The organism is Enterobacter sp. WCHEn090032, assembly GCF_003986875.1.
GTDB classification, from domain to species: domain Bacteria; phylum Pseudomonadota; class Gammaproteobacteria; order Enterobacterales; family Enterobacteriaceae; genus Enterobacter; species Enterobacter sichuanensis.
The window spans coordinates 111,433-129,957 of sequence record NZ_RXRN01000003.1; the positions used below are offsets into that span (position 1 = coordinate 111,433).

The following is an 18,525-nucleotide window of genomic DNA, read 5'->3' on the forward strand; positions in this document are numbered from 1 at the left end:
CGTGCCGTTAACAAAAATGAAACCGCCTGCTTTTACGCTTTATCCTACACTTTAGGAGTACTGTCGGTACGGGAAACAGAAAAAAACCAACTTAATTAAGGCATTACTGATCTGCACTGCGTTCAGTCGGCACGCGTTTTGCCTTTAACAGAGGAGTCAGCGGTATGGCATTCGTTACCACGAAAGATGGCGTCAACATTTACTACAAAGACTGGGGTCCAAAAGAGGCGCAGCCCATCGTCTTCCACCACGGCTGGCCGTTAAGTGCCGATGACTGGGATAACCAGATGCTCTTCTTCCTCGCGGAAGGCTATCGCGTTATCGCGCTCGATCGCCGCGGTCATGGACGTTCGGATCAGGTGAGTGAAGGGCATGATATGGATCACTATGCGGCCGATGCGTCAGCCGTTGTTGAAAGCCTGGACTTACGCAATGCCGTGCACGTCGGTCACTCTACCGGCGGCGGCCAGGTCGCCCGCTATGTGGCGAAGTATGGTCAGCCGCAGGGTCGCGTCGCCAAAGCGGTGCTTGTCAGCGCCGTCCCTCCTCTGATGGTCAAAACGGACGCTAACCCCGGCGGCACGCCGATTGAGGTTTTCGATGGCTTTCGCCAGGCGCTGGCGGCTAACCGCGCCCAGTTTTACCTCGACGTCGCCAGCGGTCCTTTCTACGGTTTCAATCGCGATGGCGCCGAGGTTTCGCAGGGAACGATTCAGAACTGGTGGCGTCAGGGCATGATCGGCAGCGCCAAAGCGCACTACGAAGGGATCAAGGCGTTTTCAGAGACCGACCAGACGGAAGATCTGAAAGCCATTACGGTTCCCGTTCTGGTGATGCAGGGCGACGACGATCAGGTCGTGCCGTATAAAAATGCCGCCCTTCTGCAGGACCAGTTGCTGGCGAACAGCGTACTGAAAATTTATCCGGGCTTCCCACACGGGATGCATACCACCCACGCGGATACCATCAACGCGGATATTCTGGCTTTTATCCGCTCTTAACGCCGCGTTTCTTGCCGGGTGGCGCTGCGCTTACCCGGCCTACATTCCGTTCAATGTATGAACGCCACCCGAGGGTGGCGTGGTTTCTTCCGCTTAGCGATTGTCCAGCTGGGCGCGAACGTTATTCAGCCCGGTGGTATTGATGCGGTAAGGCTGCCCGTTCACGGAACGGATCAGCTTTTTAGTGCGGAGTTTTTTGAAGACGCTGAGCGTGCAGTCGCTCAGCACCAGCCCTTCACGGGTATAACACTCAACGGACGTGACGCGGCCAGAACTGTCGCGGACGTGCACAATACGTCCACCTTTGGCGAGAACGTGTAAGGTACGTTGTTCCTGACGGGATAAATTCATACTGGAAAACCTGTGTAATCATCATGCGTAAAAACAAGCCCACACCAGCAGGTGCGTGCGTAAGGTTTAAGCGCAGCGATAACCAGTCCGTCCTGAGAAGGGCGGGAAGCTGATTATCTGATGAAAACATTCTCCAGCATCAAAGCCTCGGTAAGAGATGAAAAGGTATTTACGGGGTGAATGATAACGCCAGTTTTTTACAGGGGAATAGCGGGAGGTTAAAAGTGTGAACGGGATCGGTCCGTAAAATCGTCTTTAGTCAATTTTACTGCCAGACTGAAGCCTTTTACTGAACACCGACTGGAGCTCTTCTTATGCCTGATAACTATACCGTGGTTGAAACCGTCCCCACTGCAGAAGCGTTTTGCCGGCTGCGCGAAATCTCGGGCCTTAGCCCTCGCCCGCTGGAGGCGGCCCGAAAAGCGCTGCCCGGCAGCTGTTATGGCATGCATATTCTGTGTGAGGGTAAACCGGTGGGTATGGGGCGCATCGTGGGGGACGGTGCGTTGAATTTCGATATTGTCGACGTCGCCGTTGATCCGCTTCATCAGGGGAGAGGACTCGGCAGGGTCATTATGGAAACGCTTGTTGCCTGGCTGGATAACCACGCCTGTAGAGGAGCCTACGTTTGCTTAATGGCCGACGTGCCTGAGCTTTATACTAAATTTGGTTTTACGCTCGTTCGCCCGGCAAGCGAAGGAATGGCCAGAATCTGGTGAAGGACAAACCTGCGTCAAGACAAAAGAAAAACCCCAGGTTACAAGTAACCTGGGGTTTATATCTGGCGGAAGCGCAGAGATTCGAACTCTGGAACCCTTTCGGGTCGCCGGTTTTCAAGACCGGTGCCTTCAACCGCTCGGCCACACTTCCTGAGTGAGGCGAACTATAAACACCTCACCGCGCGCTGTAAAGAGTCGCGGCATTCGTTCGCTGTAAAAATAGTCAAAACGTGTTTAATCGGTTGAACTGACAACACATCGACGATTTTATCAGCACAGGCTTAGTGTTTTTTGATGTACATGTCCTTCGTGTAATAGTACCCCAGCTTATCCGGCGTAAATCCGCCCACCCACGGTTTGACCAGATGCGTACGGACGTAGTGATACACCGGAATGGCGGGCACATCACGTCCCAGCAGATCTTCCGCCTGCTGGTAGAACTTACCCCGCTCTTCCGTTGTTTTGGCTTTTGCGGCATTCATCAGCGCCTGGTCGTATTCCGGATTGCTGTACTGACTGGTGTTTTCGCTGTCACCGGTGCGGAAGTTGTTCAGGAAGGTCGCCGCGTCGTCGTAGTCGGCAATCCAGGCGTAACGCACCGCGTCAAAGTTGTGGGTATGCATGGTATCCAGCATGGTTTTCCACTCCTGATTTTGCAGCTTCGCCTCCACGCCGAGGTTCTTTTTCCACATAGAGCTGGCCGCAATCGCAATACGCTGGTGCGATTCAGAGGTGTTATAAAGTAGGTTGAAGCGCAGAGGATGGCTGGCGTTATACCCGGCCGCTTCGAGCAATTTTTTCGCCTCAGCGATGCGCTTGTCCTGCGGCCAGCTGGCGTAATCAGGGTTCTGTAACTTAACTCCACCGATATCCGGCTGGCTGATGAGCCACGCCGGACGCTGCCCCTGCCCTAAAACTTTCCCGGCAATGATGTCTTTATCGAGCGCCATGTTCAGCGCCTTTCGCACGCGGACGTCGTTGAACGGCGGCCGGGTGGTATTGAATTCGTAGTAATAGGTTGCCAGCTGCGGAGAGACATCCAGCTCGCTGCCGAGCGTTTTTTTGAGCTGAGCGAACTGGTTGATCGGCACCGTGTAGACAATATCAATTTCGCCCGCTTTATAGCGGTTCACATCTGCGGCCTCGGAGGTGATAGGCAGATACGTCACCTTATTAATCACGGTATGGTCATTATCCCAGTAGCGCGGGTTGCGCTCCGCCACAATGCGTTCGTTGACCACCCACTGGGACAGCTTATAGGCCCCGCTGGTGACGATATGTTCAGGCTTGGTCCACTTGTCGCCAAAGCGGCCAATCAGCACTTTGTCCACCGGAACCAGTGACGGGTGCGCCAGCATGGCCAGGAATGCCGCATTAGGCTGCGTCAATGTGACTTCCAGCGTGGTGTCGTTTATCGCTTTAACGCCCAGCGTATCGGGGGCTTTTTTCCCCTGCGCAATATCCGCACCATTCACAATGTGCATGTTGCCTGGATAGCTGGCATACGGTGAAGCGGTTTTAGGATCAACCAGACGCTGCCAGCTCCAGACCACATCTTCCGCGGTGATGGCAGTGCCGTCGCTCCAGGTGATGCCCGGACGCAGATGGAACGTCCAGACGGTGTTGTCCTTGTTCTCCCATTTTTCCGCCAGCCGTGGCTGAATGTCCCCCGCCGGGGAGACACTGACCAGCCCATCGAATAAATCGCTGATAATATTGAATTCGACGTCGCTTTCGACTTTATGCGGGTCGAGCGAGGCCGGCTCATTACCGTTGTTCCTGACCAGTTCCTGCTTATCGGCCAGCTGCGTTCCTGCCGGCACGTTCGCCGCCCAGGTTGCCGTGCTGGCGCACAGGATCCCTGCGGTAAGTAAAGAGAGCGTAAAGCGCGTGCGTGTTTGAGGTTTCATTTCCTTCGCCTTATTGTCTGTTTTTGTGACGATCCGGAAATAACTCTTAGCGGCCTTATGGTAATAACGCAATAATTTTCAGTAACCTATAAGAGGTTGATCTGATTAATCGCGTCAAACCGCTGTTCATACTGGTGAAACGTATTTATGCAGAAGAAACAACCAGCTTCCGCCCTAACCTGCTGAGTAAAGATGGGTAAAACCACTTTGAGAGTGACGCGCCGTTTCCTATTCTTTCCGTTAATTACATCTGTCATAAGAGAGTGACTCATGGATCGTATAATTACTTCTTCCCGCGACCGCACATCGCTACTCAGCACCCACAAGGTGCTGCGCAATACCTATTTCATGCTCAGCCTGACGCTGGCGTTTTCGGCGATCACCGCAACCGCCAGCACCGTGCTGATGCTGCCGTCCCCGGGGCTGATCCTGACGCTGGTGGGAATGTACGGTCTGATGTTCCTGACCTACAAAACCGCTGACAAACCGGTCGGTATTCTCTCCGCGTTTGCCTTCACCGGCTTCCTGGGTTACATCCTGGGGCCAATCCTGAACGCGTACCTGTCCGCCGGCATGGGCGATGTGATTGGTATGGCGCTGGGCGGAACCGCGCTGGTGTTCTTCTGCTGCTCGGCCTACGTGCTCACCACCCGCAAGGACATGTCCTTCCTCGGCGGTATGCTGATGGCGGGTATCGTGGTGGTGCTGATTGGTATGGTGGCTAACATCTTCCTGCAGCTCCCTGCCCTGCACCTGGCGATTAGCGCGGTGTTTATCCTGCTGTCATCCGGCGCAATCCTGTATGAAACCAGCAACATCATTCACGGCGGTGAGACGAACTATATTCGCGCCACCGTGAGCCTGTATGTCTCGCTGTACAACATCTTCGTCAGCCTGCTGAGCATCCTGGGCTTTGCCAGCCGGGATTAAGCCGCAACGATGTGAACCTGGCCCCGCTTATGCGGGGCTTTGTTTTTTGGTACACTGCAGCGTTTTTGACTGACGCGTGAATGACTATGTTGAGTTTTGAAGGCAAAGAGATCGAGACCGATAACGACGGTTATCTGAAAGAAAGTGGCCAGTGGAACGAAGCGCTGGCAGAAGTCATTGCTGAGAAAGAAGGCATCGCCCTCTCCCCCGAACACTGGGAAGTGGTGCGTTTTGTGCGCGAGTTCTATCTCGAATTCAACACCTCTCCGGCCATCCGCATGCTGGTCAAGGCGATGGCCAATAAGTTCGGTGAAGAGAAAGGCAACAGCCGCTATCTCTATCGCCTGTTCCCGAAAGGCCCGGCAAAACAGGCCACCAAAATTGCCGGCCTGCCTAAACCGGTGAAGTGCATTTAATAGCGAATACCGAAGTTAACGTACTCCCGGCCGGGTTGATGCGGTTCCGTTAAGACCTTATCAACCCGTGCGCTGCGCGGCCCACCCGCTTTCAGCCACGCCACCAGCTTGTCGACCTGCTCCGCTTCGCCACAGGCGACTACTTCAACGCTGCCGTCATCCATGTTACGCGCGTATCCCGTTAACCCAAGCTGAACGGCCTCGCGCTGAGTGCTGTAGCGGAACCCCACACCCTGAACGATGCCGTGAACCCAGGCAATAGTGCAGACTTTTGCCATTTTTCTTCTCCTTAACGTAGCGTTTTCGGCAAACAGCCATAGTGTTGCCGGAAACGGGCGGTGAAACGAGAGCTGGAAAGATACCCACATTGTAATGCGATTTCGCCAATCGGTAATCGGGTTGACTGTAGCTGTGACAACGCCACGGCCATCCTTACCTCCTCCACAATCTGACGAAAGCTCTGCGACTCTTCGCGTAAGCGTCTGCGCAGCGTCGGCACGCTCAGGGCGAGACGACTGGCAATGTCCTGCGCGGTCCAGGCTCTGGCAGGCGACAGCATAATGAACTGTCGCACCTGCTCGGTCAGGTTATTACTTCGCTCGATAAGCAGCGGACCTGCCACGCCGTCATGCAGCAATGCCAGCAACAGACCGAAGGCCTGATGTTTTTGCAGCGCCTCCGGTAAATCCTGACGCACGGCGTGTAGCAGGTTATCCCACATAAACGCCAGCCCCTCGCTCAGCGGAGCGCAGAGCGAATGCAGCGTCGTGCGCGGCCAGGATTTCAGGTAATGCGCTTTAAACCCGGCAACGATTTCCGGCGATAACATCAGCAAGTCCGAGTGAAACAGACCGTTTGCAGGCTGATTGATGATCTCCATCGCCGTATTGGCAGGGATAATGATGAGTTCATCCCGGGTGGCCACCAGACGGTTGTCGTCCTGCACAATCACCTTACTGCCGTGCGTGATATGACAAATGGCCGGAAAAAAGAGTTTAACCTGGTGCAGGCGATGCATTTTGCTGGCAGTCACTTCACCCGCCGTGAGATGTTTATGTCGAAAATGAAACTCCTGCACCGGTTCATCCTTATCTGCTGTAGGTGGCGGTTAACTGCGCCTTTGCCAGAACATGACTATTGAGCATAAAGCCGACCAGCGCACCGCTGGCATTGTTGTCGACAGGCAGTTTATCCACGTCCAGCGCCCAGACGGTCATCTGATAGCGGTGAGGCTTATCTCCTGCGGGCGGACATGCGCCGCCGAATCCAGAATACCCGAAATCATTACGCCCCTGCACAGCGCCGGCAGGTAATTTTTCGCCATTTGGGTTACCGGCACCAGCGGGCAGCGTCATTGTCTTCGCGGGAATGTTGGCTACGGTCCAGTGCCACCAGCCGCTGCCGGTAGGCGCATCCGGGTCATAGACCGTGACGGCAAAACTTTTCGTACCCGCGGGCGGATTTGTCCACGCCAGCTGTGGCGAGGTATTCCCACCGTGGCAGCCAAATCCCTCAAACACCTGCGGTGACGCTAACCGCCGTTCGCCGGAAATATCCCGGCTGGTCATGCTGAAAGGCGTTGCGGCTAAAACCTGAAAACTCATTGCCGTCAGAGCAGCTATTGCTATCACACTGTGCTTTTTCATGGGGGATCCCTTTGCTGTACTGGAAGCCCCACTGTATATCCCTCGGCAATCGTGTAATGTGCCTAAGCGATTTGATTTTGTGCCGAAACGCTCAAGGGTATCCGCAGATGATTGCTGGAATGCTATGCGCGAAAGGAAAACGATATGAATGTTACTGATGAAGACCTGTTGCGTTCTGGTTTTACACTGTCTGATTTGCAGAAGATAAAAAATAACGTTGAGAGGTACGGTGGAACGCCTGAAGAAGCAGTTTACGATCTCGCCCGTCGATTCAATACCCTACTCTGGGTAATCAGCGTATGCTTCATGTTCCTGATTGTTCTTGTCGTTTTCAGTTCACCTGTCAGGGCATTGGCGTGGGGGCTGGCGATCATCGTAGGGGTTAGCATTATGACTCTCGCACAACCTCCTGTGCTGTCCTATAAATCCTGGCGTTATCGAAAAATCATCAGAGATTTTGAGAAGCTCTGATCCGTTTTGATGTGCTACTCTACGCGCCATTTCCCTGAAATCGACAGAACAGCAAATTATGAGTGTACGTTTAGTGTTAGCCAAAGGGCGCGAGAAGTCTTTACTGCGCCGTCATCCCTGGGTCTTTTCCGGCGCGGTTGCCCGCATGGAAGGCAAAGCCAGCCTCGGTGAAACCATTGATATCGTTGACCATCAGGGGAAATGGTTAGCGCGAGGCGCCTACTCGCCAGCGTCCCAAATCCGTGCCCGCGTCTGGACCTTCGATAAAGATGAAACCATTGATATCGACTTCTTCGTTCGCCGTTTGCAGCAGGCGCAGCAGTGGCGCGACTGGCTGGCAAAACGCGACGGGCTGGACAGCTACCGCCTGATTGCCGGTGAGTCTGATGGTCTCCCGGGCGTCACCATTGACCGCTTCGGCAACTTCCTGGTGCTGCAGCTTCTGAGCGCCGGGGCGGAATATCAGCGTGCCGCGCTGATTAGTGCCCTGCAAACACTGTTCCCACAGTGCGCCATTTACGACCGCAGCGACGTGGCGGTGCGCAAAAAAGAGGGCATGGAGCTGACGCAAGGCCCTGTGACCGGTGAACTGCCGCCTGCCCTGCTGCCGATTGAAGAGCACGGCATGAAGCTGCTGGTGGATATTCAGGGCGGACACAAAACGGGTTATTACCTCGACCAGCGCGACAGCCGCCTGGCGACGCGTCAGTACGTTGCCGACAAACGCGTGCTGAACTGCTTCTCCTACACCGGCGGATTTGCCGTTTCAGCGCTGATGGGCGGTTGTGCCCAGGTGGTGAGCGTGGACACCTCACAGGAAGCGCTGGACGTGGCGAAACAGAACGTCGAGCTGAATAAGCTTGATCTGAGCAAAGCCGAATTTATTCGTGACGACGTCTTTAAGCTGCTGCGTAAATATCGCGATCAGGGCGAGACGTTCGACGTTATCGTGATGGATCCGCCGAAGTTTGTCGAAAACAAAAGTCAGCTGATGGGCGCCTGCCGCGGCTATAAAGATATCAACATGCTGGCCATCCAGCTGCTGAATCCGGGCGGCGTCCTGCTCACGTTCTCCTGCTCTGGCCTGATGACCACCGATTTATTCCAAAAAATCATCGCCGATGCCGCAATAGATGCTGGTCGTGATGTACAATTTATAGAGCAGTTCCGTCAGGCAGCCGATCACCCGGTGATTGCTACCTACCCGGAAGGGCTCTATCTGAAAGGGTTTGCCTGTCGCGTCATGTAACTTGAAAAGAGAAATATTGCCCGCACATAACGTGTAAGTCGTATTTCCCGGGAGGTGACTATGATTGCCAGCAAATTCGGTATCGGCCAGCAGGTCCGCCACACTTTGCTAGGGTATTTGGGTGTGGTCGTGGATATCGACCCGGAGTATTCCCTTGATGAACCGTCAGCAGACGAGCTGGCGGTGAACGCCGAGCTTCGCGCCGCGCCATGGTACCATGTGGTAATGGAAGGTGATGACGGACAACCCGTTCACACCTATCTTGCTGAAGCGCAGCTCAGCAGTGAACTGCGGGAAGAACATCCGGAGCAACCTACGATGGATGAACTGGCTCAGACAATCCGCAAACAGTTACAGGCTCCGCGCCTGCGGAACTAAGCGTGTAAAAAAGCCCGATGAACGGGCTTTTTTTATTACTTCGCCAGCCCCAGACGGGGGATTTCAATGGCCGGGCAGCGGTCCATGACCACCTTCAGACCCGCCTCACGCGCCAGCACCGCGGCCTGCTCGTTAATCACCCCGAGCTGCATCCACAGCGTTTTTGCCCCAATCGCAATGGCTTCCTGAGCCACGCCCCACGCCGCCTCCGAATTACGGAAAACATCCACCATATCGATTTTTTCCGGTACGTCGTTGAGCGTGGCGTAGCCCTGCTGGCCCAGTAAACTTTTACCGGCCACTTTCGGCGAGACAGGGATAACGTGATAACCCTGATCGAGAAGGTATTTCATGACCCGATAGCTTGGACGATCGGGTTTATCGCTCGCGCCCACCAGCGCAATGGTGTGCGTGGATGTCAAAATCTCGGCAATATCGTTCTCTTTCATGGTTTTTCTCCTGGCTTTTTTCAAAGTGTACGCCAAAGGGCACATCTCAACCATCCATCCCATACAGATGTATGAGGGCAAAACGGCCAAATATGTCTATATGTTAATAAACGTGATTATCGAAAAATTTAGATACATTCATGCGCCGACAGAATTTCTGACAGGAGCCTTCTATGAAAACCGGTATTGCCACTGCTCTGATTGCATTAGTGATGCCGGTTTGCGTCTTTGCTACCACGCTTCGGCTCTCTGGCGATATTGATCTCCTGGTGCTGGATGGAAAAAAGGTCTCCAGCTCCTTATTGCGCGGTGCCGACAGCATCGAGCTGGATAACGGCCCGCATCAGCTGGTATTCCGGGTGGAAAAATCGATCGGCCTCGCCAATCATGAGCAAAGGATGTACATCTCCCCGCCGCTGATTGTCAGCTTTAATACCCGGCAAATCAGTCAGGTCAACATTACCCTGCCGCGTATTGAAACAGAGAAAGAGAGTGCGGCCTTTGACACGTCACCGCGTATTGAACTGCTGGACGGGGATGCAATGCCGATTCCGGTAAAACTGGATATTCTGGCGCTGACTACCTCACCGAAAGGACCGGATTACGAGGCCGCGGCCCAGGCCTATAACAAAGCAGGCAAACGCGCCTCGCTTCCGCAGTTTGCCACCATGATGGCTGACGACAGTACGCTGTTATCGGGTGTCTCTGAGCTGGACGTTATTCCCCCTCAGTCCCAGACCCTGACGGAACAACGCCTCAAATTCTGGTTTCAGCAGGCCGATCCCGATACGCGCGCCCGGTTTTTACAATGGGCAAAACAACAACCTTCCTCATAAGCCACATTTTTTACGCCTTGCTCTTGCAGCGTCAGGCGGTTCCCGTCATCGTGTAGTCAGTTAACCTGATGGATATGATTATGGAACTGACAACACGCACGCTACCGGAACGTAAACACATTGCTCTGGTTGCGCACGATCACTGTAAACAAATGCTGCTTAACTGGGTTCGCCGCCATCAGTCTTTGCTGGAAAAGCACGCCCTGTCGGCGACCGGCACAACCGGTAACCTGATTCAGCGCGAAACGGGTCTGGAGGTAAATGCCATGCTGAGCGGCCCGATGGGCGGCGATCAGCAGGTCGGGGCGCAGATTTCCGAAGGAAAGATTGATGTGCTGATCTTCTTCTGGGATCCGCTGAATGCGGTTCCGCACGATCCGGATGTCAAAGCGCTGCTGCGTCTGGCGACGGTGTGGAATATCCCGGTGGCGACCAACCTCTCGACGGCGGATTTCATTATTGAATCCCCGCAGTTTAACTCCCCGGTTGAGATCCTTATTCCGGATTATCAGCGCTATCTTTCCGAGAGACTGAAATAGTTTTTTTGCCGGGTAGCGGCTACGCCTTACCCGGCCTGCTCCTCTTTGCCCGTCGTCGTTATGGCTTTCTCGCCACCGGCACATCAATACTCTTCAGGATATCCACAAATACGGATGGCTCTTCTTTGTTGAACAGCAGCCACACGCGGTGGCGGGCACGGGTCATGGCCACATACAGCAAACGCCGCTCTTCGGCGTCCGGGAAGTCTTCCGGTTCAGGCAGTAAGGCCTCCTCCATCACCGACTCGCGAGCCGGAGCCGGGAACCCATCGCTCCCCTCTTTCAGCCCCACCACGATGACATAATCGGCCTGCTGACCTTTGCTGGCGTGAATGGTCATAAATTCAATCTGCAGCTTCGGCCAGCGGGTGGCGGCTTTTTCCAGCGCCGCAGGTTTGAGGTGATGGTAACGCGCCAGCACCAGGATACGTTCATCGGGCTTCGCATAGCCGCTGAGCTTGTCCAGCAGCGGCTCCAGCTGATCATCCGCCAGCAGGGTGACAGCTTTTTTATCACCAGACCGCAGGCTATTGAGCGGCTTGGCCAGCTGATGCGGGTTCTGCTGGATAAAGCGGTTAGCAATCTCACCGATTCGGGAATTGAAGCGGTAGGTCGTGTCCAGATCGCTGCGATCCCCTTCGCCAAAATAGTGGTGGAACGCGGTCGTCAGGGAGAGCTGCGCGCCGCTGAAGCGATAGATGGCCTGCCAGTCGTCCCCCACCGCAAACAGTGAGGTATGCTTATTCTGCGCCCGCAGCGCCGAGAGCAGTGCGGCACGCTGCGGGGAGATATCCTGAAACTCATCCACCAGAATATGCTTCCACGGGCTGACAAAACGCCCTTTCTCAAGAATGATAATGGCCTGGTGGATTAACCCGGAGAAGTCGACGGCGTTTTCCTCCTTCAGCGCCGTTTTCCAGGCTTTCAGCAGCGGCGCCATCAGTTTGACGCGCTTTGAAAACAGATCGCGGATCTCCTCCGGCGCGCTCTCAATCATCTCCGCCTGCGACCCACCGTGCATTCGCATCAGACTTACCCATCGGTCAAGCCGCGACCCCAGCCGGCGCGCCAGTTTGTCATCCTGCCAGAAACTGCCCTCTGGTACCGTCCAGTTGAGCTCGTCCTCCAGCCACTGACGCCATCCTTTCGCCTGCGCCTTTTTCTCGCTGCACTGCAGACGCCAGGTTTTGATAAACAGCGCCTGACGCGCCTGCGTATCGTTTTCCAGTTTACTGATGGAAGGCACTTTTTTACTGCCCTGCTGAATAATATGCAGCGCAAGCGCATGGAAGGTTCTGGCGGTGATATCCCGGGTATGCAGGCGCGCCTGAATACGCTCGTCCATCTCCTCAGCCGCCTTGCGGCCAAAAGCCAGAAGCAGAATTTGATCGGGTACGGCTTCTCCGGTCGTCAGCAGCCAGCCAGCACGCGCCACCAGCACCGACGTTTTACCGCTTCCGGCGCCCGCAAGCACCAGCAGCGATTGCTCACCATTCACCACCGCACGCGCCTGCGCCGGATTGAGGGGGGAAGATTCCACCGTACTGAAGAAATCAGCGTATTGGGTAAGCATGGCATCCGTCCAAGCCTGGTTATGGGCAAGCCGGCTTTTATCCACGTCATTCAGCCAGGCCTGACACTGGCGCCAGGCGTCACGACAATTGTCAAACTCATCGAGACGCGTCACGGATATCGGCAGCGCCGAGAGTGCCTGCCTGATCTTTTGCTGTAGCCCGGCCGTCTGCTGACGGGTCAGCCAGGTTTGCTGCGCGTTGCTTTGCGCGATGTCGTCCAGCACCTGCTGCAGCACCTGGGACGCAATCACGCTCATCTCCTGGCTCCACTGCTGCCAGAGCGCGTTCAGGTGATGGTGGAAGCGCTGGGTTTCCGCCCACTCGGTGCCGTGAAGTCGCACGACTTTATCGTCTGGCAGAACGAACTCCAGTTCGCCCCACACCAGCCCGCGTTTGCAGTGGATAGCCAGAAGCTGATTAAACGGAATAAGGTATTCGTGGCGTTCTCCGGAGACTTTCACCCCGGCATTAAGGAGAACCACCCTGTCGTAAGGGTGTTGCGCCAGGCGTTTGCCCATTGAAGTTGCTTTCAGTTCCATGTCCCGCCAAATCCACGAAGAGATAATTTGTCTGATAGTTTAACTGCCAGTTTTAAGGTGCTCCAGCCTAAAAAAACGTTACAATCATTGGGCGTTAATTTATCGAAAGGAAGTGAGGGTTTATGCGTACCGTTCTGAATGTGTTGAATTTTGTGCTGGGCGGTTTTGCCACCACCCTTTCCTGGCTTTTTGCCACGCTGGTGAGCATCGTTCTGATTTTCACGCTTCCCCTGACCCGTTCCTGCTGGGAGATCACCAAACTCTCGTTTGTCCCCTACGGGAATGAGGCCATCCACGTTGACGAGCTGAATCCGGAGAGCAAAAACGCCCTGATGAATACGGGCGGGACCCTGCTGAACATTCTGTGGCTGATCTTCTTCGGCTGGTGGCTGTGCATCATGCATATTTTTGCGGGGATTGCGCAGTGCGTCACGATTATCGGTATTCCGGTGGGACTTGCGAATTTCAAGATCGCCGCGATCGCTCTCTGGCCCGTCGGGCGCAGGGTGGTTTCGGTAGAAGTGGCCCAGGCCGCGCGTGAAGCAAATGCTCGTCGTCGTTTTCAGTAAATAAGGACTGGCCGCGTTTATGCTAAGCCCACTGCTTCGCCGTTATACCTGGAACAGTACCTGGCTCTATAACGTCAGGATTTTTATCGCCCTTTGCGGCACGGTTGCCCTGCCCTGGTGGCTGAATGATGTCAAACTCACCATCCCGCTCACGCTGGGCGTGGTGGCCGGGGCGCTGGCGGACCTGGACGATCGTCTGGCCGGGCGTTTACGTAACCTGGTCATTACGCTGATCTGCTTTTTTATTGCTTCCGCATCCGTTGAGCTGCTTTTCCCGTGGCCCTGGCTGTTTGCCCTGGGTCTTACGCTCTCCACCAGCGGGTTTATTTTGCTGGGCGGCCTTGGGCAGCGCTATGCCACCATCGCGTTTGGCGCATTGCTGATCGCCATCTACACCATGCTGGGCGTGTCGCTTTACGATCAGTGGTATCAACAGCCTGTCCTGCTGTTGCTCGGCGCCATCTGGTATAACCTGCTGACGTTAACCGGTCATCTGATCTTCCCGGTTCGCCCCCTGCAGGATAACCTTGCCCGCAGCTTCGAGCAGTTAGCCCACTATCTGGAACTGAAATCCCGGCTTTTTGACCCCGATATCGAAGAAGAAAGCCAGGCGCCGCTCTACGATCTGGCGCTGGCAAACGGTCAACTGGTCGCCACCCTTAACCAGACCAAAGCCTCGCTGCTGACCCGTCTGCGCGGGGATCGCGGCCAGCGCGGAACGCGACGAACCTTACACTACTATTTTGCCGCCCAGGATATTCATGAGCGCGCCAGCTCCTCGCACGTTCAGTATGCCGCCCTGCGCGAGAAGTTCCGCTACAGCGACGTAATGTTCCGCTTCCAGCGCCTGCTCTCCATGCAGTCCCAGGCGTGTCAGCAACTCTCGCGCTCTATTCTGCTGCGCACGCCCTATCAGCATGACCCACGCTTTGAACGCGTATTCAGCCACCTGGATGCGGCGCTCGACCGCGTTCAGGCCAGCGGAACCTCACCGGAACACATCAAAGCCCTGGGTTTCCTGCTGAACAACCTGCGGGCGATTGATGCTCAGCTGGCGACCATTGAGTCCGAACAGGCGATGGCACAGCCGGGCAGTGAGGTCGATAACCAGCTCGCGGATGACAGCGTGCACAGCGTGAGCGATATGTGGCTACGGCTGAGCCGCAACTTTACGCCCGAGTCGGCGCTCTTTCGCCACGCGGTGAGGATGTCCCTGGTGCTGTGCGTAGGTTATGCGCTTATCCAGATCACCGGGTTACATCACGGTTACTGGATCCTGCTGACCAGTCTGTTTGTCTGTCAGCCCAACTATAACGCCACCCGGCACCGGCTGGCGCTGCGTATTATCGGTACGCTGGTGGGCGTCGCGATTGGCCTGCCGGTACTCTATTTCGTGCCGTCCATTGAAGGTCAGCTGATTCTGATCGTGATCACCGGCGTGTTGTTCTTCGCGTTTCGCAACGTGCAGTACGCGCATGCCACCATGTTTATTACGCTGCTGGTGCTGCTCTGCTTTAACCTGCTGGGTGAAGGGTTTGAAGTCGCCCTGCCCAGGGTGATCGATACCCTGATAGGCTGCGCCATCGCCTGGGCGGCAGTCAGCTTTATCTGGCCGGACTGGCGTTTTCGTAATTTGCCGCGCGTGGTTGAGCGGGCGTTGAACGCCAACTGTCGGTACCTTGACGCCATTCTGGAGCAGTACCACCAGGGTCGCGATAACCGCCTGGCCTACCGGATAGCACGCCGCGATGCACACAACAGCGATGCTGAGCTGGCTTCTGTTGTTTCGAACATGTCAACGGAGCCTCGCGCCACCGCAGAAATTCGTGAAACAGCCTTTCGTCTGCTGTGCCTGAACCATACCTTTACCAGCTACATTTCGACGCTCGGTGCCCACCGCGAGAAGCTCACCAACCCGGGTATTCTCAACCTGCTGGACGACGCCGTATGCTACGTCGATGACGCACTTCATCACCGACCGGCGGATGAACCGCGGGTGCAACAGGCACTGGATGAACTGGCTCAGCGCATTGCGCATCTTGATCCGGGTAACGACAGCAAAGCGCCGCTGGTTCTTCAGCAAATCGGCCTGCTCATCGCTTTGCTGCCTGAAATTTGCCGTCTGCAGCAGCAAATCGCTACCTGGAGGAGTGATTATCCTGTGCCTCAGGTAGCGCATTAAACCACTCCGTCAGCTCCCGGCGAATACCTGCCGGGAGCGCCGCCTCATGCAGCCCCTCAATCGCCCCTTCCAGCGCGAAGAGCACTTTTATACTCAGCGCTTTATTTTTCGCCCGCATCTTCAGCCAGCTGGCTCTGGCGCCCAGCGCCCGGAGTGTCTCTTCATTGGTGATACCGGCTTCAAACAGCAGGACTTCAAGCTGAAAAGTCAGGTTCGGCAGATCCTTAAGTCGGTTTCGTTGATGCCGCAGGTTGCGCTCTTTTCTTGCGGCACTGAGGGCAAACGAGGAGAGCTGAAGCAGCCGCTCTCTGTCCTGCCATAAGCCGTCGTCAACACGATAATAGTTGAGCAGTACCGGACGACCTCGCTTCATCAGCGTTAAAAACGAGGCGGCATTTTTTACACAGTATTTTGCACTTTCCTCACACGCACGAAGATAAAGTTCGCCGTCTGACACCATGGCAAAGACCGCATCATCCACCGCCAGGGTGTAACCGCCAAACAGCGCACGATGATGGATTTCGCCCAGCGGAGAGAGGTATTCCTGGGATTGATAAATCCGTTCATAAGATATCTTTTTCATGATATTTCCCTTGAAAATCATATGCTAACCACGACTTTTCTTACTAACGGATCCGTTAGCAGGAAAATAGGCAACTTGTCGCCGTTGAGCAAGATGATTTTTCGAGGGGCATCAAGATTGAATGAATTTTGCGAGTCGCTTTCCGAAAATGAGGTTGATCTTTATGCATACAGGGGTTACTGTATATCCATACAGTAACTACAGGGCTGGAATGAATATGTACACTTCAGGCTATGCAAATCGCTCAACCTCTCTCTCTTCTACCGCAGGCAATGTCGCGCAGAATTCCGTCGAGCGTGTGTCCACGGGGCTTATCAGTGAAGTGGTATATCGTGAAGACCAGCCCCTGTTGACGCAACTTCTGTTGTTGCCGTTATTGCAACAGCTCGGCCAGCAATCGCGCTGGCAGCTCTGGCTCACGCCTCAGCAAAAGCTGAGCCGTGAGTGGGTTCAGTCCGCGGGCCTCCCGCTGACAAAAGTCATGCAGATTAATCAACTCTCGCCTTGCGATACCGTTGAGTCGATGATCCGTGCGTTACGCACTGGAAATTACAGCGTGGTGATTGGCTGGTTGCCAGAAGAACTGACGGAAGAGGAACATTTCCGTCTGACGGAAGCGGCTGAAGAGGGGAACGCGATCGGGTTTATTATGCGTCCGGTTCGTTCGGATTCTTACCGCAGAGGACAACTTTCTGGGCTAAAAATTCACTCAAATTTGTATCATTGAGTGAAATTAAGATTATTCCTGGAATTTTTTTTGACAGCGAGATGGGATTTTAGTTCCCCACCTCAAAACTGCGGCAAGGCTTGTCTGGTGCGGTTCTCCTTAATTTTATTGCACAAAATTCGTTCAGAAAATGTTAAATATTAGGTATACGGAACTTTTTTTTTCATATGCCTGACGGACTTCACACTTGTAAGTTTTCAGCTACGTTGTAGACTTTACATCGCCAGGGGTGCTCGGCCTAAGCCGAAGATATCGGTAGATTTATATTTGACCACGCCCCCCGGTGAAGGATTTAACCGTGATTCTCTCTTGAGACTTTCATGGCGAATTTTGGATGATAACGAGGCGCAAAAAATGAAAAAGACAGCTATCGCGATTGCAGTGGCACTGGCTGGCTTCGCTACCGTAGCGCAGGCCGCTCCGAAAGATAATACCTGGTATGCAGGTGGTAAACTGGGCTGGTCTCAGTTCCACGACACCGGCTGGTACAACAGCGCAAACAACAATGATGGCCCGACTCACGAGAGCCAGCTTGGTGCAGGTGCGTTCGGTGGCTATCAGGTTAACCCGTATGTTGGTTTTGAAATGGGTTACGACTGGTTAGGTCGTATGCCATACAAAGGCGACAACACCAATGGCGCTTTCAAAGCACAGGGCGTTCAGCTGACCGCTAAACTGGGTTACCCAGTAACCGACGATCTGGACGTATACACCCGTCTGGGCGGCATGGTATGGCGCGCTGACTCCAGCAACAGCAACGCTGGCGACGACCATGACACCGGTGTTTCCCCAGTATTCGCTGGTGGCGTTGAGTGGGCTATGACCCGTGACATCGCTACCCGTCTGGAATACCAGTGGGTTAACAACATCGGCGACGGCAACACCGTTGGTGTTCGTCCAGACAACGGCATGCTGAGCGTAGGTGTTTCCTACCGTTTCGGCCAGCAGGAAGAAGCAGCACCAGTTGTTGCTCCAGCGCCGGCTCCAGCTCCAGAAGTACAGACCAAGCACTTCACTCTGAAGTCTGACGTTCTGTTCAACTTCAACAAAGCTACCCTGAAACCAGAAGGTCAGCAGGCACTGGATCAGCTGTACACCCAGCTGAGCAACCTGGATCCTAAAGACGGTTCTGTAGTGGTTCTGGGCTTCACCGACCGTATCGGTTCTGACGCTTACAACCAGAAACTGTCTGAGAAACGTGCTCAGTCTGTTGTTGATTACCTGATCTCTAAAGGTATCCCAGCTAACAAGATCTCCCCACGTGGTATGGGCGAAGCTAACCCAGTTACTGGCAACACCTGTGACAACGTGAAAGCTCGCGCTGCACTGATCGACTGCCTGGCTCCAGATCGTCGCGTTGAGATCGAAGTTAAAGGCATCAAAGACGTTGTAACTCAGCCAGCGGCATAAGTTATCGTCTTATAAAAAAACCCCGCAATGCGGGGTTTTTTATTGT

General features: G+C 54.6%; 21 protein-coding genes and 1 tRNA gene. 13 read left to right on the forward strand and 9 right to left on the reverse strand.

From position 1 onward, the window contains the following. Positions 1 to 164 precede the first annotated feature (164 nt). The gene (locus tag EKN83_RS03555) at positions 165 to 1,001 is read left to right on the forward strand and encodes an alpha/beta fold hydrolase (RefSeq protein WP_025755962.1); all 837 of its coding nucleotides are present in this window, start codon (positions 165 to 167) and stop codon (positions 999 to 1,001) included. 93 nt (positions 1,002 to 1,094) lie between these two features. Here EKN83_RS03555 and EKN83_RS03560 read toward each other — a convergent pair whose 3' ends face one another. Next, positions 1,095 to 1,352: a YjhX family toxin gene (locus EKN83_RS03560; RefSeq protein WP_021240841.1), complete on the reverse strand. Its 258-nt coding sequence runs from the start codon at positions 1,350 to 1,352 to the stop codon at positions 1,095 to 1,097. Positions 1,353 to 1,666: 314 nt separating this feature from the next. Here EKN83_RS03560 and EKN83_RS03565 point away from each other — a divergent pair, with 314 nt between their 5' ends. Beyond that, positions 1,667 to 2,071 carry a GNAT family N-acetyltransferase gene (locus EKN83_RS03565; protein WP_126800348.1) on the forward strand — a complete coding sequence of 135 codons (405 nt, stop codon included), beginning with the start codon at positions 1,667 to 1,669 and terminating at the stop codon, positions 2,069 to 2,071. Positions 2,072 to 2,134: 63 nt separating this feature from the next. On the opposite strand, the gene EKN83_RS03570 is transcribed toward EKN83_RS03565, so the two are convergent. Together EKN83_RS03570 and EKN83_RS03575 are read right to left on the reverse strand one after the other, a co-directional pair. Continuing rightward, positions 2,135 to 2,222 (reverse strand) — tRNA-Ser (locus EKN83_RS03570). A 130-nt stretch (positions 2,223 to 2,352) separates the two neighbouring features. Continuing rightward, a complete protein-coding gene (locus tag EKN83_RS03575; protein WP_047958183.1) occupies positions 2,353 to 3,981 on the reverse strand; it encodes an ABC transporter substrate-binding protein in 1,629 nt (542 codons plus the stop codon). A 270-nt stretch (positions 3,982 to 4,251) separates the two neighbouring features. On the opposite strand from EKN83_RS03575, the gene yccA reads away from it, so the two are divergent. Together yccA and tusE are read left to right on the forward strand one after the other, a co-directional pair. After that, on the forward strand, positions 4,252 to 4,911 hold the full coding sequence (gene yccA / locus EKN83_RS03585) for an FtsH protease modulator YccA (RefSeq protein WP_013097244.1): 660 nt from the start codon (positions 4,252 to 4,254) through the stop codon (positions 4,909 to 4,911). 86 nt (positions 4,912 to 4,997) lie between these two features. Continuing rightward, positions 4,998 to 5,327, forward strand: coding sequence for a sulfurtransferase TusE (tusE, locus tag EKN83_RS03590; RefSeq protein WP_025755964.1), 330 nt, complete (start codon positions 4,998 to 5,000; stop codon positions 5,325 to 5,327). Here tusE and yccX read toward each other — a convergent pair. From yccX to EKN83_RS03605, 3 genes are read right to left on the reverse strand one after another with little or no spacing between them, the layout of a single operon-like run. Then, entirely contained in the window at positions 5,324 to 5,605 is a 282-nt protein-coding gene (gene yccX, locus EKN83_RS03595; RefSeq protein ID WP_025755965.1) for an acylphosphatase, read from the reverse strand. The genes tusE and yccX overlap by 4 nt on opposite strands. Positions 5,606 to 5,616: 11 nt before the next feature. Further along, a complete protein-coding gene (locus EKN83_RS03600) occupies positions 5,617 to 6,405 on the reverse strand; it encodes a helix-turn-helix transcriptional regulator (RefSeq protein WP_045284697.1) in 789 nt (262 codons plus the stop codon). A gap of 10 nt (positions 6,406 to 6,415) precedes the next feature. Continuing rightward, a complete protein-coding gene (locus EKN83_RS03605; RefSeq protein WP_126800349.1) occupies positions 6,416 to 6,973 on the reverse strand; it encodes a kinase inhibitor in 558 nt (185 codons plus the stop codon). A gap of 144 nt (positions 6,974 to 7,117) precedes the next feature. Between EKN83_RS03605 and EKN83_RS03610 the strand changes: the two genes are divergently transcribed. Genes EKN83_RS03610 through hspQ form a run of 3 tightly spaced genes read left to right on the forward strand, consistent with a single transcriptional unit; the run spans position 7,118 to position 9,071 of the window. Continuing rightward, on the forward strand, positions 7,118 to 7,444 hold the full coding sequence (locus EKN83_RS03610; RefSeq protein WP_126800350.1) for a hypothetical protein: 327 nt from the start codon (positions 7,118 to 7,120) through the stop codon (positions 7,442 to 7,444). Between the two features lie 58 nt (positions 7,445 to 7,502). Then, a complete protein-coding gene (rlmI, locus tag EKN83_RS03615) occupies positions 7,503 to 8,693 on the forward strand; it encodes a 23S rRNA (cytosine(1962)-C(5))-methyltransferase RlmI (RefSeq protein WP_126800351.1) in 1,191 nt (396 codons plus the stop codon). A gap of 60 nt (positions 8,694 to 8,753) precedes the next feature. Beyond that, on the forward strand, positions 8,754 to 9,071 hold the full coding sequence (gene hspQ, locus EKN83_RS03620; protein ID WP_045284700.1) for a heat shock protein HspQ: 318 nt from the start codon (positions 8,754 to 8,756) through the stop codon (positions 9,069 to 9,071). A 35-nt stretch (positions 9,072 to 9,106) separates the two neighbouring features. Here the strand turns inward: hspQ and EKN83_RS03625 are convergent, their stop codons facing one another. Beyond that, positions 9,107 to 9,520 (reverse strand): CoA-binding protein, encoded by a 414-nt coding sequence (locus EKN83_RS03625; protein ID WP_126800352.1) that lies wholly within the window; start codon positions 9,518 to 9,520, stop codon positions 9,107 to 9,109. A 173-nt stretch (positions 9,521 to 9,693) separates the two neighbouring features. Here EKN83_RS03625 and csgI point away from each other — a divergent pair, with 173 nt between their 5' ends. Then, positions 9,694 to 10,356: a curli synthesis inhibitor gene (gene csgI / locus EKN83_RS03630; protein ID WP_126800353.1), complete on the forward strand. Its 663-nt coding sequence runs from the start codon at positions 9,694 to 9,696 to the stop codon at positions 10,354 to 10,356. A gap of 80 nt (positions 10,357 to 10,436) precedes the next feature. Next, on the forward strand, positions 10,437 to 10,895 hold the full coding sequence (gene mgsA / locus EKN83_RS03635) for a methylglyoxal synthase (RefSeq protein ID WP_025755971.1): 459 nt from the start codon (positions 10,437 to 10,439) through the stop codon (positions 10,893 to 10,895). A gap of 58 nt (positions 10,896 to 10,953) precedes the next feature. Here mgsA and helD read toward each other — a convergent pair whose 3' ends face one another. Next, positions 10,954 to 13,008, reverse strand: coding sequence for a DNA helicase IV (helD, locus tag EKN83_RS03640; RefSeq protein ID WP_126800354.1), 2,055 nt, complete (start codon positions 13,006 to 13,008; stop codon positions 10,954 to 10,956). Positions 13,009 to 13,130: 122 nt separating this feature from the next. Between helD and EKN83_RS03645 the strand changes: the two genes are divergently transcribed. Further along, on the forward strand, positions 13,131 to 13,577 hold the full coding sequence (locus tag EKN83_RS03645; protein ID WP_025755973.1) for a YccF domain-containing protein: 447 nt from the start codon (positions 13,131 to 13,133) through the stop codon (positions 13,575 to 13,577). A gap of 19 nt (positions 13,578 to 13,596) precedes the next feature. Further along, complete coding sequence (gene yccS, locus EKN83_RS03650) at positions 13,597 to 15,759, forward strand: YccS family putative transporter (RefSeq protein WP_126800355.1); 2,163 nt, start codon at positions 13,597 to 13,599, stop codon at positions 15,757 to 15,759. Here the strand turns inward: yccS and EKN83_RS03655 are convergent. Then, positions 15,716 to 16,342, reverse strand: coding sequence for a TfoX/Sxy family DNA transformation protein (locus EKN83_RS03655; RefSeq protein ID WP_126800356.1), 627 nt, complete (start codon positions 16,340 to 16,342; stop codon positions 15,716 to 15,718). The genes yccS and EKN83_RS03655 overlap by 44 nt on opposite strands. Before the next feature lie 217 nt (positions 16,343 to 16,559). Here EKN83_RS03655 and sulA point away from each other — a divergent pair, with 217 nt between their 5' ends. Together sulA and ompA are read left to right on the forward strand one after the other, a co-directional pair. Beyond that, positions 16,560 to 17,069, forward strand: a complete 510-nt coding sequence (gene sulA, locus EKN83_RS03660; protein ID WP_025755976.1) for an SOS-induced cell division inhibitor SulA — start codon at positions 16,560 to 16,562, stop codon at positions 17,067 to 17,069. Positions 17,070 to 17,423: 354 nt separating this feature from the next. After that, positions 17,424 to 18,479 (forward strand): porin OmpA, encoded by a 1,056-nt coding sequence (ompA, locus tag EKN83_RS03665; RefSeq protein ID WP_025755977.1) that lies wholly within the window; start codon positions 17,424 to 17,426, stop codon positions 18,477 to 18,479. Positions 18,480 to 18,525: the final 46 nt, after the last annotated feature.